The following is a 13533-nucleotide window of genomic DNA, read 5'->3' as shown; positions in this document are numbered from 1 at the left end:
CGCGCGCCGCACTCACTTATATCTCGCGATCTCGCGCCGGACCCGTCAGTCGGAGCGAGCCCGTCCTAGATGTACTGCCCAGGCAGGTTGGTTGAGGAAGTGTGACGACACGCTGTAGCGGTCGTTGATGGGTGAAGGTCTCCTGTCGTGGAGTGGAGCTGCTACCACTGCACCCACAACGAACAGGAGACCTTCGTGGTCCACGCTAATGCCGTTTTGACTCCGCGCGGGCGGTTGTTGCTCGCGCGCCGTGTCGTTGAAGAGGGCTGGCCGATTTCTCGGGCCGCCGAGTATTTTCACGTGTCCTGGCCGACCGCCAAACGCTGGGCATCGCGGTACGCGGCGATGGGTGCCACCGGGATGAGCGATCGGTCCAGCCGGCCTCATCACAGTCCGAATCGCACGTCGCAGGTGATGGTGCGCCGGATTGTGGAGTTGCGGTGGCGGCACCGACTCTCACCGATCGCCATCGCCTCAAGGTTGTCGATGTCGGCGTCCACGGTGCACGCGGTGCTAGTGCGCTGCCGGCTGAACCGGTTGTCGCACATCGATATCCGCACTGGCGAGCCGATCCGTCGCTACGAACATGATCTTCCTGGTGCACTGGTCCATGTCGATGTCAAAAAGCTCGGCAACATTCCCACCGGTGGGGGTTGGCGATTCGTTGGCCGTGGCCAAGGCAAGAAGAACCGCGCCGCAACCCCGGATGTGCCCCGCAACCGACACCGTGACGTGCTGTTAGGACATGCCTTTGTCCATACCGTCATCGATGATCACTCCCGGGTCGCTTACGCCGAGATCCACGACGACGAGACCGCACAAACAGCCATCGCGGTGCTACGTCGCGCGGTGGATTGGTTCGCAGCCCGCGGGGTCCTCGTCGCAAGCGTCTTGTCCGACAACGGCTCCTGCTACCGCTCTCGCGCCTGGCAGGCCGCCTGCACTGAACTCAACATTCTCCACAAGCGGACGAGGCCCTACCGTCCCCAGACCAACGGCAAAATCGAAAGATTCCACCGCACCATGGCCGCCGAATGGGCCTTTACCAGGCACTACCCCAATGAACGCACCCGCCGCTCAGCCCTACCGGCTTGGCTGCACACCTACAATCACCACCGGCAACACTCAGCGATCGGAAAGGTCCCACCCATCACACGGTTGACCAACCTGCCTGGGCAGTACACCTAGACGCGCTCAGCCGGTCTTCGGCATGGGGATGCCCTCGCTGGCCGCGAACTGCGCGTCCTCCTCGGACGTCAACCCGATGGACACCACCGACCGGTCGAACAGTAGGTCAGTCAGGTAGGCCAGGGAAACCGCCCACCGGTTGACCCCGCGCGGGATCGCGTACAGGTGGTAGGACCGGGTCACGAACTTCGCGGGCAGCCCGGACAGGTGGATGTTCAGCGGATTGGCCACCGCATGCCACGGCCCCAGGTCGACCACCAGACCGAGGTTGCGGTGCTTGTACTCCTTCGGGCTGCCGTAGCCGAGGCTGGCGGCCACATTGCGCGCCAGCACCTTGCCTTGGCGTGTGGCGTGCTGGGCGGTCGGCGGCGTGATTTTGCCGGACTGGGTCAGGTCGGGGACGGCGGCCGCGTCACCGGCCGCAAACACGTCCGGCTGCTCCGGTACCCGAAGATCCGCCCCGACCTTGAGCCGGCCCCGCTCGGTCGGCAAGCCCAGCTCCTGGATCAACGGCGCCCCCGTGACACCGGTCACCCACGCGATCGTGCGGGTATCGACGCGCGAATCATCGCTGAGCACAACGTGATCGGCGTGCGCCTCCTTGAGTGTCACGCCGAGCCGGACGTCGATGCCGCGCCGGCGGAGCACCTTCTGCGCGGCGTCACCCAGTTTCTTGCCCACCTCCGGCATCACCTGTTCCGCCAGGTCGAGGAGCAAGAACTCGACGTCGGCCGGGTCGAAGCGCATCTGCTTGGCCGCCGCGTCGGCCAGCGCGCGCAGTTGTGCCACCAGCTCGGTGCCCGAATAGGAGGCGCCGACCACGACGACCGTGCGCCGCGCCGCCGCAACCTGAGGGTCGTCCTCGATGTTGGCCAGCTCGAGCTGCTCCACGAAATGGTCTCGCAGGTAGAGGGCCTCGGCCGTGGTCTTCAACCCGCGCGCGTAGGTCGCCAACCCCGGCACGTCGAACAACCGTGTCACCGAACCGGGCGTGAGCACCAGCCGGTCCCAGGACATGGTGTGGTTGCGTTCCTCCGGATCGCACCAGGTCAGCGTGCGCCGGTCGAAGTCCACGCCGTCCACGCGCCCGCGCACGGCGTGCACGCCTTTGAGGGTGTTGGCCAGCGGGATCGCGACGAACCGGGCGTCCACCACACCGCCGGCGACGTCGGGCAACAACGGCGTGTACAGCATGTAGTCCACCGGGGAGATGATCGTGATGTCGACCTCCGCGCGCCGTCGCCGCAGGATGCGGGCCAAACGGTGTGCGCAAGTGAATCCGGTGAAGCCGCTGCCAACGATCACGATTGAGGTCACCAATCCGAGTGTAGGACGGCTTGCGCGCGAAGACCCGAGTCGTCGCGGCGGGACCGTCGGCGGCCGCCGCGAAAACCGTTGAGCGCGATTGCATTACGTGTACGCGGTGGGGCGGAAGATAATCGCGCGATGCGGCCGCCCACCGAGCGGCGGGTTGCGCTTCGTATTGTGGCCCCTAGACTTCGTTTGGTGGGTTGACGCACCGAAATGCCGTCCGGAAGCTTGAATCAACGGGGCATTGCTCTCGGAAAGCGGCCTGCCCAGATTCGTCGCCCAGGCGTAGCCGGGGGGGCAGACCTTCGAGAGGGGGTGCCATGCAAGACGGCAATGCAGTGGTGGTCACTCAGCTGGCCGTACTGGTGTCCAGCCTCGAGCGCCAGGAGACCGATACCACCGCGGGGCTCAACCAACTCATCGGTAACGGCGTCATGCACGTGGCGGGCTCCCAATACGCCGGGATCACCCTGGCCGAACGCAGCAAGTCGGTCGTCAACGTGGCCGCCACGCACCGTTACCCGGTCATCTTGGACGTCATCCAGGACCGCTACGGGGAAGGGCCTTGCCTGGACGCCGCATGGCGACACCACGTAATGCATGTGGAAGACCTTGCCGAGGACCAGCGATGGCCGCGGTATCGGCGGTACGCGATCGAGCAGACGCCGATCCGGTCCATCCTGTCCTACGAGTTGTTCGTGGACCGCGGCACCATGGCCGCGCTCAACTTCTACGCCGAGCGGCCACACGCATTCCCCGATGATTCGGTGGAGCTGGGCGCGGTCTTCGCCACGCACATCGCGCTGGCGTGGTCGATGTTTCGCCGCCAGGACCAATTCCGCAGCGCCCTCGCGTCGCGGGACATGATCGGCCAGGCCAAGGGCATCATCATGGAGCGGTTCAATCTGGACGCGGTCGAGGCGTTCGAGCTGCTCACCCGGCTCTCGCAGAAATCCAACACCCGGCTGATCGACATCGCGAAGTCGCTCGTCGACAACGAGCATCCCCTCAAGCGCCGGCACCGCTGACGCAGGCCGGCGACGGGACGCCGCGTTTCGGACCGCGCCCGGCGGGTATGCGCCACGCACATGAGGGCTGTCACGTGGCACGGCAAGCGCGATGTGCGGGTGGAGTCGGTGCCCGACCCGAAGATCGAGAAGCCCTCCGACGCCATCATCGAGGTCACGTCGACCAACATCTGCGGGTCGGACCTGCACCTGTACGAGATTCTCGGTGCGTTCATGAAACCCGGGGACGTCCTCGGGCACGAACCCATGGGGATCGTGCGAGAGGTCGGCGGCGAAACGGGCGACCTGCGGGTGGGGGACCGGGTCGTCATCCCGTTCCAAATCTCCTGCGGCAGTTGCTACATGTGTGGCCAACAGCTCTACACCCAGTGCGAGACCACCCAGGTGCGCGAGCAGGGCATGGGGGCTGCGCTGTTCGGCTACTCGGAGCTCTACGGTGAGGTACCCGGCGGGCAAGCCGAACTGCTGCGCGTCCCCCAAGCACAGTTCACCCACATCAAAGTCCCTGTGGGACCGCCAGATTCGCGGTTCGTCTACCTATCCGACGTGCTGCCCACGGCCTGGCAGGCGGTGGCCTACGCCGACATCCCGGACGGCGGCACGGTCACCGTGCTCGGCCTGGGCCCCATCGGTGACATGGCCGCGCGCATCGCCGATCACCTGGGATATCGGGTGATCGCGGTCGACCTGGTGGCCGAGCGCCTGGGCCGCGCCGCGCAGCGCGGCATCCACACCATCGATCTGGAGCGGCTCGATTCCCCGCTTGGGGACGTGATCCGGGACCTGACCGACGGGCGGGGCTCCGACTCCGTGATCGACGCGGTGGGCATGGAAGCGCACGGTTCCCCGGCGGCCAAGTTCGCCCAGCAGGCCACCGGCATGTTGCCGGACTTCATCGGCAAGCGGCTCATGCAGACCGCCGGTGTCGACCGGCTGCACGCCCTGTACTCCGCCATCGACGTCGTGCGCCGCGGCGGCACGATATCGCTGATCGGCGTGTACGGCGGGATGGCCGACCCGCTGCCGATGCTGACCCTGTTCGACAAGCAGGTGACCCTGCGGATGGGCCAGGCCAACGTCAAGCGCTGGGTGGACGACATCATGCCGCTGCTGACCGACGACGACCCGCTGGGAGTCGACGCGTTCGCCTCCCACGTGCTGCCGCTGGACCAGGCCCCGCACGCCTACGAAATTTTCCAGAAGAAGCAGGACGGGGCGGTGAAGGTCATGTTGCGGCCTTGAAAACCGTTTAGCCGCAAGGCCTTCCGAACCGCCGTTTGGGGGAGGCCTGGGTAGGGTATTGATTGCGCCATGACATCCGCTGAAGCTTCCGCCCCCACACCCACTGGAGAGGTGTGGCCGGGCCGCGCCTACCCCCTGGGCGCCACTTACGACGGGGCGGGCACCAATTTCGCCGTCTTCAGCGAAGTGGCCGAGCGGGTGGAGCTGTGCCTGTTCGACGCCGACGGCACCGAGAGCCGCGTGGCGCTGCCCGAGGTCGACGGGTTCGTCTGGCACGCCTACATCCCCAACATCGAACCCGGCCAGCGCTACGGCTACCGCGTATACGGGCCGTACGACCCGCAGAACGGCTTGCGGTGCAACCCGAACAAACTGCTGGTGGACCCGTACTCGAAGGCCATCGACGGCTCGTTCGAATGGGACCAGGCCCTGTTCAGCTACAACTTCGGTGACCCGGACAGCCGCAACGACGACGACTCGGCCGCGTTCATGCCCAAGTCGGTGGTGATCAACCCTTACTTCGACTGGGGCAACGACCGGCCGCCGGACCACCAATACGCCGACACGGTCATCTACGAGGCGCACGTCAAGGGCCTGACGCAAACCCACCCCGACATCCCCGAACAGCTGCGCGGCACCTACGCGGGCGTCGCGCACCCGGTGATCATCGAGCACCTCAAGAGCATCGGCGTCACCGCCATCGAGCTGATGCCGGTGCACCACTTCGCCAACGACTCGACGTTGGTGGACAAGGGTCTGTCGAATTACTGGGGCTACAACACGATCGGGTTCTTCGCCCCCGACTTCAAGTACTCCAGCGCCACCTCGCCCGGCGGTCAGGTGCAGGAGTTCAAGGCCATGGTGCGGGCCCTACACGAGGCCGGCATCGAGGTCATCCTCGACGTCGTCTACAACCACACGGCCGAGGGCAACCACATGGGCCCGACGCTGTCGATGCGCGGCATCGACAACCCGGCCTATTACCGGCTGGTCGACGACGACAAGCGCTACTACATGGACTACACCGGCACGGGAAACAGCCTCAACGTCGGGCACCCGCACGCGCTGCAACTGATCATGGACTCGCTGCGCTACTGGGTGACCGAGATGCACGTCGACGGCTTCCGGTTCGACCTGGCCGCGACGCTGGCCCGCGAATTCTTCGATGTGGACCGGTTGGCGGCCTTTTTCGAACTGGTGCAACAGGATCCGACGGTGAGCCAGGTCAAGCTGATCGCCGAGCCGTGGGACGTCGGCCCGGGTGGCTACCAGGTGGGCAATTTCCCGCCGCAGTGGACGGAATGGAACGGTAAATACCGCGACGCGGTCCGGGACTTCTGGCGCGGCGAGCCGTCGACCCTCGACGAGTTCGCCTACCGGCTGACCGGTTCGGCCGACCTTTACGAGCACACCGCGCGCCGCCCGGTCGCGTCGATCAACTTCGTCATCGCCCACGACGGGTTCACGCTGCGTGACCTGGTGTCCTACAACGAGAAACACAACGAGGCCAACGGCGAGGACAACAACGACGGCGAGAGCCACAACCGGTCGTGGAACTGCGGTGTGGAGGGCCCCACCGACGACCCGGAGGTCAACGCGCTGCGCGCCCGCCAACAGCGCAACTTCCTCACCACGCTGCTGCTGTCGCAGGGTGTGCCGATGATCTGCCACGGCGATGAGCTGGGCCGCACGCAAAACGGCAACAACAACGGGTACTGCCAGGACAACGAGATCACCTGGATCGACTGGTCGAAGGCCGACAACGGCCTGCTGGAGTTCACCCGCCTGGTGTCCGCGCTGCGCGCCAACCACCCGGTGTTCCGCCGGCGCCGGTTCTTCTCGGGCAAGCCGCTGGGACGCCGCGGCCAGGACGGGCTACCCGACATCGCCTGGTTCACCCCCGAGGGCACCGAGATGACCGAGGAGGATTGGGGCGCCGGATTCGCGAAGTCCGTCGCGGTGTTCCTCAACGGCCACGGCATCCCGGACCGCGACGCCCGGGGACAGCGGGTACTCGATGACTCCTTCCTGCTCTGCTTCAACGCCCACTACGAGTCGATCGAGTTCACTTTGCCGCCAAAGGAATTCGGCGCTGCCTGGCAACTCGTGGTCTTCACCGGCCCGGAGGAGGAGACGCCCGCGGAAGAGGTGCCCGGCGGGGGCACCCTCACCGTCGACGCGCACACCGCGGTGGTGCTGAAGGCCCCCGACGGGGGCTGATCCGCCCCCGACCATCGTCGAGCGGTGGCGCTCGACCGCCCTTCCCGGCGACTCGGTTGACGCGATCCGGCCCGGCGGACGAAGCCATGTCCGGGGGACCGGAACACCGTCGTCCGGAATTAAGCTGCCCAGCCATCGACATGCGCCGGGTGATATCCGGTAGGTTTTTGCCCACGGCAGCTCGTTACAAGAGAGGGCAAATATGTCAAGGACAGTCGTGGTGGGCGCCTCGAGCGGGCTCGGCCGCTGCATTGGTATCGGCCTCGCCGAGCGGGGCGATCAGGTCGCGCTGCTGGCCCGGCGCCGCGAGCGCATCGAGTCGGCGGCCAGGGAGGCGGGCCCGGGCGCGGTGGCCATCGAATGCGACGTCACCGACGAGGCGTCGTGCCGGTCGGCGATCGCCTCCGCCACTGACGCCCTGGGCGGCATCGACAACATCGTGTACACGCCGGCCGTCGGGCCGTTGGTTCGCATGGTCGACACCGACGCCGCCACCTGGCGGCGCATCTTCGACACCAACGTGATCGGGGCGGCGCTGGTGACCGCCGCGGCGGTGCCGCACCTGACGGTCTCCGCGGGCAAGGCGGTCTACCTGTCGTCCGACGCGGGCACCTTCGGCCCGCCGTGGCCCGGCCTGGGCGCCTACGGCGTCAGCAAGGCGGCCCTGGAACGGATGGTCGACGCGTGGCGGGCCGAGCACCCCGACATCGGCTTCACCACGCTGATCGTCGGCGAGTGCGCGGGCGGCGAGGGGGACGCCGCGACGGGGATGAACATCGACTGGGACATGGACCTCGCCATGAAGGCCGTCCCGCTGTGGGCCGCCCGCGGGTGCATGCCCGGCAAGCTGATGCCGGTCGAGGACCTGATCGACGTGGTGCACACGATCCTGCGGACCAACGCGGCGACCTCGATGCCGGTGGTGGTGGCCAGGGGCGCGCCGGCCAGCCCGGCCGCGTTCGCCGACTCCGCCGTCGGCGGGTCCTAGCGGCGATCGCAAGCGCGGGCGTAGCCCGGGCGTGGCGGGTCGCCGCCTGAGACCTAGCGGCGAAGCTTCTCGCGGACCAGGTCGGTCACGAACCGCCGGGCCGAGGTAGGGCGGAAGGCGCGGGCCGCCCCGGTGAGCGCCTCGCGGGCGTCCGGGGGCAGGTCGATGTCGGCGGCGGCCACGTTGAACTCGAGCTGCTCGACGCTGGACGCGCCGGGGATGGCCACGACGCCGGGCAGGCTGATCAGCCAGGCCAGCGCCACCTGCGCCGGCTTGGCACCGACGGTGGTCGCGACGTCACGCAACGTCTGCAGCAGCGGCTCGACGCGGCGCAGATTCTCGGTGCCGAAGTAGCGGTTCACCGCGCGGATGCCGCCGGGCCGGTTGTCCACGCCGTACTTACCGCCCAGCAGCCCCTGCTCGAGCGGGCTCCAGGCGATCACGATGCGGTTCTCGCGCTCGGCGAAGGGCACCAGGTCCTCCAGCGCTCCGGCGTGGGCCAGCGAAAAGTGCACCTGATTGCTGATCACCGGTCGGCCGAGCGCGGCGTCGGCCTTTCGCCACCGCGCGAGCGAGTAGTTGGAGACGCCGACCGCGCCGATCTTGCCGGCGTCGAGCAGGTCGCGCATGCCCGGCATGATCACCGAATCGGGAACCACCGGATTGGGCTGGTGGATCTGGTAGAGCGGGATGCGGTCGAGGCCCAGCCGCTCCGCGCTGGCGCGCTCGCGCTGCTTGACCACGGCGGGGAACGGCGCCACCGGCATGATCTTGCTGGCCACGGCGACGTTGGTGCGCTGGTCGCCGAGCGCCGCGCCGAGGATGCGCTCGCTTTTGCCGAGCCCGTAGACCTCGGCGGTGTCGAACAGCGTCACCCCAAGCGCCAGCGCGCGGCGCACGATCTCACCCGCGTCGCCGGCGGCGTAGCTCTCCCCGTAGCCCCACTCGCGTGACCCGAACTGCCAGGTGCCCAGGCCGATCCGGCTGACCCGGCCCACTCCGTCGACGTCGACATACCTCATGGGGCAAGCCTAGCCAGGCACCTTTCCCAGGACGTAGTTGGCGATGCCCAGCCCGCCCAGCCGCGGCTGGGCGGCGTCCGTCGTGCCGCTGCAGGAGACCATCAGGTCGACGATCACGTTGGCCTTGGCCGCGATCACGCGGGCCGAGCGGATCTGCAGTCCCCGGGGCGTCAGATCCAGCGTGGTGACGCCGTCACCCGCGTCGGCGGGTGCGCCCACCGAAAACGTCAGCGCCTCCCCGTTGGGGGGAGTCAGCGTCACGGTCGTGCCGCCGCATTGGCGCCATCCCGCCAGCAAATTCGCCAGCTGCGCCCGCGCGGCCGCCGGGTCGTGGAAGGCCACGACCGCCTCGATGACCTGGGTGGACTTCAGGAAGCTGCGCGAGTCGCGGAACTCCGCCGCGCGGTATCCGGTGCTGCCGCCGTCGGCGTAAGCGTCGGGCGTTCCGGGCGCGATGCTGCCCCAGCATTCCGGCCGGTCGATGGCTCCCTGCGCGCTGGAGCGGCCCGGGTTGTCCCACGTCTGGCCGGCCTCAAGGTTCTGATCGGACGTGATGGTGCGCAGGGCGTCGGCACCGGGCAGTAACGCCGGCAGGGCGTCCGGCGCGACCGGGCCCGGGGGCGCCGGGGGTGCCGCGCTGGTCGTGGTGTCGGGCTCGGCGGTTTGGGTGGACGGCGCCGCGCCCAGGGTGGCCCACGCGACGACGGCGACCACGGCGAGGGTCATGAACGCATACGACAGCGCCAGCCCCACCCGGGCGCGGTCGCGGCCGAGCTCCCCGGTGCGGCGGATCTGCGCCAGCCCGGCGTGGCCCAGAATCGCCCCGACGGGCGCGAACACGAACGCGAACACCAGCGACAGCGTCGCCAACACGTTGACCGGCGGCCGGTAGGGCAGGGCGGGCGGGGGTGCGAGGGCGGGCGGCGGTTCCACCGGGGGCGGTGTGGGCGGAACCCGACCGAGCGGGTCGTACGTATAGGGGTTCTGCCAATACGGGTCCTGCGGGTTGGTCACGCCAGCGCCTCCTTACCGGCCAACCTGCCCGAAATGTAGCCGAAGCCGGGGCGTCGCAGGCGCAGGTTGGCGACGGCCCCCACATCCGGCACGTCGGCCGAGGTCAGCTACATCCCCCGGCGCCGCACCGCCAGCCGGCACGACCAGCGCTGCCAGGATCGCCGCACGCCTGCGCATTCCGGTGGCCACAAGCGTTCTCCTCGTTCGCGACGTGATGAGGAACTACCCCACCGGTAGTGGGCCCTACCGTTTGGTCGCCGGTTTCGTCGGGTAGCCGACCGGGAGCGCGCAACAGCCCGCGCGCGGAATAGATGGGAAGGACACCATGGCTCGGAGCGCCATCAAGTCGCCCACCGATGTGGTCGACTTTCTTGTCAGTCAACACCAGCAGATCAAGTCGTTGTTCGCCGAAACCTTGGCGGCGACGGGCAAAGAACGCGAAAAGGCGTTCGTCGCGCTGCGGCGACTGCTGGCCGTCCACGAAACGGCCGAGGAGGAAATCGTGCACCCGCGGGCCAAGCGGAAGCTTTCCGACGGGGAAGCGGTGGTCGACGAGCGACTGCACGAGGAGCACGAGGCCAAGACGGTCCTGCAGAAGCTGGAGAAACTCGACGTGGACAGCGCGGAGTTCACCAGCCTGTTGACTCAGCTGCGCGATGCGGTCGTCGAGCATGCCGAGCACGAGGAGCACGACGAGTTCTCCAAGCTGGGCCAGGAATTGAGCGGCGAGGAGCTCGCGCGGATGGGCCGCGCGGCCAAGCTCGCCGAGGCGATCGCGCCGACCCGGCCGCACGCCGGGGTCGAGTCGCAGGCGGCCAACCTGGCCGCGGGACCGTTCGCGGCGATGCTCGACCGAGCCCGCGACGCCATCGTCGGCAAGGGCTAGCACGACTCGATGGGGCGCCCCCGCTCGACGCGGGTGGGGGCGCCCCAGCCCTCCGCCGGTTAGGTGAGGAGGCGCTATGACCGCAACCAAGGCGCCGGGTGCCGCGCATTATCTGCCCGTCGAGCGGGGGCTGGATTCGCTTCGGTCCGCGGCGCAATGTTGCCGCGGTTGCCCGCTTTTCGCCGACGCCACCCAGACCGTTTTCGGCCGCGGGCATCCGGGCGCGCCGATCATGCTGGTGGGAGAGCAGCCTGGCGACCAGGAGGATCGCGCGGGTGAGCCGTTCGTCGGGCCGGCGGGGCGACTGCTGGCCCGCGCCCTCGAAGACGCCGGCATCGATCCCGCGGTGACGTACGAGACGAACGCGGTCAAGCACTTCAAGTTCACCCGCAAGGGCGGCAAACGACGGATCCACCAGAAGCCGGGCCGCACCGAAGTGGTCGCCTGCCGGCCCTGGCTCATCGCCGAGATCGAGGCGGTGCGACCGCAGGTCGTCGTGTGTCTCGGCGCGACCGCGGCACAATCGTTGCTGGGAGCCGACTTTCGGGTCTCCGCCCAGCGCGGCCGCGAGTTGAGGCTGCCCGCCTCCGTCGTCGATGTCGAGCCCGAGCCGACCGTGGTGGCGACGGTTCATCCGTCGGCCGTGCTGCGCGATCGCAGTGATGGACGCGAGGAGGCCTATCGGCTCTTCGTCGACGACCTGCGCAGCGCTGCCTCCAACCTGTGAGAGCTTCGAGCTGCCAGGCATTCGGGCCGCCGATCACCGAGCGTGTAGCCTCCGCGAAAAATCGTCGAAAAATCGCCGAGAAATCGCAGTCAGTGCACGCTCGGCGACCCGTCATGGCTTCTTGTGCGGCATGAACTCCTGCGCCTTGGTTTTCAGGCCGACCTTGACGAAGCCGACGCGGTCCTCGTCACCGGACAGCACGGCGGCCGTGGCGGACTTGAACTGATCCCAGGTGGCGTGCGGCGGGATGGGCGGCATGTTCGGATCGGTGAATACGTCGAGCACGGTCGGCCGGTCCGCCGACAGCGCGTGGCGCCAGGCGTCCGCAAGCTCGTCCGGATCCTTGATGGCCATCGCATTCAGGCCCAGTCCGCCCGCGAAGGCCGCGAAGTCGACATCCGGAAGCGCTTGGGACTCATGGAATTTCGGCGATCCGGCCATCGCGCGCATCTCCCAGGTGACCTGGTTGAGGTCGTTGTTGTGCAGGATCGCGATGACCAGTCGCGGGTCGTCCCACTCAGGCCAGTACCGCTTGATCGTGATCAGTTCGGCCATGCCGTTCATCTGCATGGCGCCGTCGCCCACGAACGCGATGACGGGCCGCCCCGGGTTGCCGAATTTCGCACCGATCGCGTACGGCACGCCGGGACCCATCGTGCCCAGGGTGCCGGACAGCGAACCCCGCATCTGGCCCCGGAAGCGCAGGTTGCGGGCGTACCAGTTGGCCGCCGAGCCGGAATCGGCCGTCACGATCGCGTCGTCGGGCAGCTGCGGGGAAAGTTCGGAGTACAGCCGCATCGGGTTGATCGGATCGGCGCTGACGTGGGCCTCCTTGTCCATGGTCTCCCACCAGCGGGCAACGTTCTTCTCGATCGTCTCCCGCCAGGACCGGTCGTCCTTGCGGCGCAGGTGCGGAATCAGCGCGCGCAGCGCGGATTTCGCGTCGGCGACCAAGTTCACCTCGTACGGGTAGCGCATCCCGATGAGCCGGCCGTCGACATCGATCTGCACCGCGCGGGCTTGGCCGAATTCGGGCAGGAACTGGGTGTAGGGGAAGCTGGAGCCCACGGTGAGCAGCGTGTCGCAGTCGCGCATCAGCTCGTAGCTGGGCCGGGTGCCGAGCAAGCCGATAGAGCCGGTGACCCAAGGCAATTCGTCGGAGAGCACGTCCTTGCCCAACAGCGCCTTGGCCGCCCCGGCGCCCAGCAGGTCGGCGACCTCGCTGAGCTCTTGGTGCGCCCCGCGCGCCCCGGTGCCGGCCAGGATGGCGACCTTCTTGCCCGCGTTGAGGATGTCGGCCGCACGCGCGACGGCCGCGTCGCCGGGCGCGATCTCGGGGTATTCGATGCCCAGGCTGGAGGGCACCATCTTGAACGCGTGCTCGGGCGGCGAATACGGCAGCTCCTGCACGTCGCTCGGGATGATCAACGCCGTCGGGGCGCGCTGGGTCATGGCGATCCGGATGGCGCGGTCCAGCACATTGGGCAATTGCTCGGGGACCGTGACCATTTGGACGTAGTCGCTGGCGACGTCCTTGAACAGGTTCAGCAGGTCGACCTCTTGCTGGTAGTTGCCGCCCATGGCGGTGCGGTTGGTCTGGCCGACGATGGCCACCACCGGGACGTGGTCGAGCTTGGCGTCGTAGAGGCCGTTGAGCAGGTGGATGGCGCCCGGTCCCGACGTGGCCGCGCAGACCCCGACCCGACCGGTGAATTTGGCGTAGCCGACCGCCTGGAAAGCGCTCATCTCCTCGTGGCGCGACTGGATGAATTTCGGCTTGTTCTCCGCGCGGCCCCACGCGCCGAGCAGTCCGTTGATGCCGTCACCGGGGTAGCCGAACACGTGCTCGACACCCCAGGCGCGCAAGCGCTCCAGTAGGTAGTCCGAGACCTCTTGCTTAGCCATTG

General features: G+C 68.0%; 11 protein-coding genes. 7 read left to right on the top strand and 4 right to left on the bottom strand.

What is annotated here, in order from left to right; all coding sequences use genetic code 11:
* Nucleotides 1-195: 195 nt before the first annotated feature.
* Nucleotides 196-1188 (top strand): IS481 family transposase, encoded by a 993-nt coding sequence (locus ACEL92_RS20655; protein WP_374026304.1) that lies wholly within the window; start codon nucleotides 196-198, stop codon nucleotides 1186-1188.
* A 6-nt stretch (nucleotides 1189-1194) separates the two neighbouring features.
* On the opposite strand, the gene ACEL92_RS20650 is transcribed toward ACEL92_RS20655, so the two are convergent.
* A complete protein-coding gene (locus ACEL92_RS20650; protein WP_374022516.1) occupies nucleotides 1195-2505 on the bottom strand; it encodes an NAD(P)/FAD-dependent oxidoreductase in 1311 nt (436 codons plus the stop codon).
* Nucleotides 2506-2819: 314 nt separating this feature from the next.
* On the opposite strand from ACEL92_RS20650, the gene ACEL92_RS20645 reads away from it, so the two are divergent.
* The 4 genes from ACEL92_RS20645 (at nucleotide 2820) to ACEL92_RS20630 (ending at nucleotide 7977) form a co-directional block, all read left to right on the top strand.
* A complete protein-coding gene (locus tag ACEL92_RS20645; protein WP_374022515.1) occupies nucleotides 2820-3527 on the top strand; it encodes a GAF and ANTAR domain-containing protein in 708 nt (235 codons plus the stop codon).
* A gap of 60 nt (nucleotides 3528-3587) precedes the next feature.
* Entirely contained in the window at nucleotides 3588-4769 is a 1182-nt protein-coding gene (locus ACEL92_RS20640; protein ID WP_374022514.1) for a zinc-dependent alcohol dehydrogenase, read from the top strand.
* Nucleotides 4770-4838: 69 nt separating this feature from the next.
* On the top strand, nucleotides 4839-6989 hold the full coding sequence (gene glgX / locus ACEL92_RS20635; protein ID WP_374022513.1) for a glycogen debranching protein GlgX: 2151 nt from the start codon (nucleotides 4839-4841) through the stop codon (nucleotides 6987-6989).
* Between the two features lie 202 nt (nucleotides 6990-7191).
* Nucleotides 7192-7977 (top strand): SDR family oxidoreductase, encoded by a 786-nt coding sequence (locus ACEL92_RS20630; RefSeq protein ID WP_374022512.1) that lies wholly within the window; start codon nucleotides 7192-7194, stop codon nucleotides 7975-7977.
* 53 nt (nucleotides 7978-8030) lie between these two features.
* Here ACEL92_RS20630 and ACEL92_RS20625 read toward each other — a convergent pair whose 3' ends face one another.
* Together ACEL92_RS20625 and ACEL92_RS20620 are read right to left on the bottom strand one after the other, a co-directional pair.
* On the bottom strand, nucleotides 8031-8999 hold the full coding sequence (locus ACEL92_RS20625) for an aldo/keto reductase (RefSeq protein ID WP_374022511.1): 969 nt from the start codon (nucleotides 8997-8999) through the stop codon (nucleotides 8031-8033).
* A gap of 9 nt (nucleotides 9000-9008) precedes the next feature.
* Complete coding sequence (locus tag ACEL92_RS20620) at nucleotides 9009-10013, bottom strand: sensor domain-containing protein (protein ID WP_374022510.1); 1005 nt, start codon at nucleotides 10011-10013, stop codon at nucleotides 9009-9011.
* A 325-nt stretch (nucleotides 10014-10338) separates the two neighbouring features.
* Between ACEL92_RS20620 and ACEL92_RS20615 the strand changes: the two genes are divergently transcribed.
* Nucleotides 10339-10899: a hemerythrin domain-containing protein gene (locus tag ACEL92_RS20615; RefSeq protein ID WP_374022509.1), complete on the top strand. Its 561-nt coding sequence runs from the start codon at nucleotides 10339-10341 to the stop codon at nucleotides 10897-10899.
* Nucleotides 10900-10975: 76 nt separating this feature from the next.
* Entirely contained in the window at nucleotides 10976-11626 is a 651-nt protein-coding gene (locus ACEL92_RS20610) for a UdgX family uracil-DNA binding protein (protein WP_374022508.1), read from the top strand.
* Nucleotides 11627-11737: 111 nt separating this feature from the next.
* On the opposite strand, the gene ACEL92_RS20605 is transcribed toward ACEL92_RS20610, so the two are convergent.
* Nucleotides 11738-13531, bottom strand: coding sequence for a thiamine pyrophosphate-requiring protein (locus tag ACEL92_RS20605; protein ID WP_374022507.1), 1794 nt, complete (start codon nucleotides 13529-13531; stop codon nucleotides 11738-11740).
* Nucleotides 13532-13533: the final 2 nt, after the last annotated feature.

The organism is Mycobacterium hainanense, from assembly GCF_041890355.1.
Lineage (GTDB): Bacteria > Actinomycetota > Actinomycetes > Mycobacteriales > Mycobacteriaceae > Mycobacterium > Mycobacterium hainanense.
This window is presented reverse-complemented; position numbering and strand designations above follow the sequence as displayed.

What these genes read in the sequence shown, in the direction of transcription:
- ACEL92_RS20645 (WP_374022515.1), top strand. Translation starts at nt 2,820, where the DNA reads ATGCAAGACGGCAATGCAGTGGTGGTCACTCAGCTGGCCGTACTGGTG.
- ACEL92_RS20640 (WP_374022514.1), top strand. Translation starts at nt 3,588, where the DNA reads ATGAGGGCTGTCACGTGGCACGGCAAGCGCGATGTGCGGGTGGAGTCG.
- glgX (WP_374022513.1), top strand. Translation starts at nt 4,839, where the DNA reads ATGACATCCGCTGAAGCTTCCGCCCCCACACCCACTGGAGAGGTGTGG.
- ACEL92_RS20630 (WP_374022512.1), top strand. Translation starts at nt 7,192, where the DNA reads ATGTCAAGGACAGTCGTGGTGGGCGCCTCGAGCGGGCTCGGCCGCTGC.
- ACEL92_RS20625 (WP_374022511.1), bottom strand. Translation starts at nt 8,999, where the DNA reads ATGAGGTATGTCGACGTCGACGGAGTGGGCCGGGTCAGCCGGATCGGC.
- ACEL92_RS20615 (WP_374022509.1), top strand. Translation starts at nt 10,339, where the DNA reads ATGGCTCGGAGCGCCATCAAGTCGCCCACCGATGTGGTCGACTTTCTT.
- ACEL92_RS20610 (WP_374022508.1), top strand. Translation starts at nt 10,976, where the DNA reads ATGACCGCAACCAAGGCGCCGGGTGCCGCGCATTATCTGCCCGTCGAG.
- ACEL92_RS20605 (WP_374022507.1), bottom strand. Translation starts at nt 13,531, where the DNA reads ATGGCTAAGCAAGAGGTCTCGGACTACCTACTGGAGCGCTTGCGCGCC.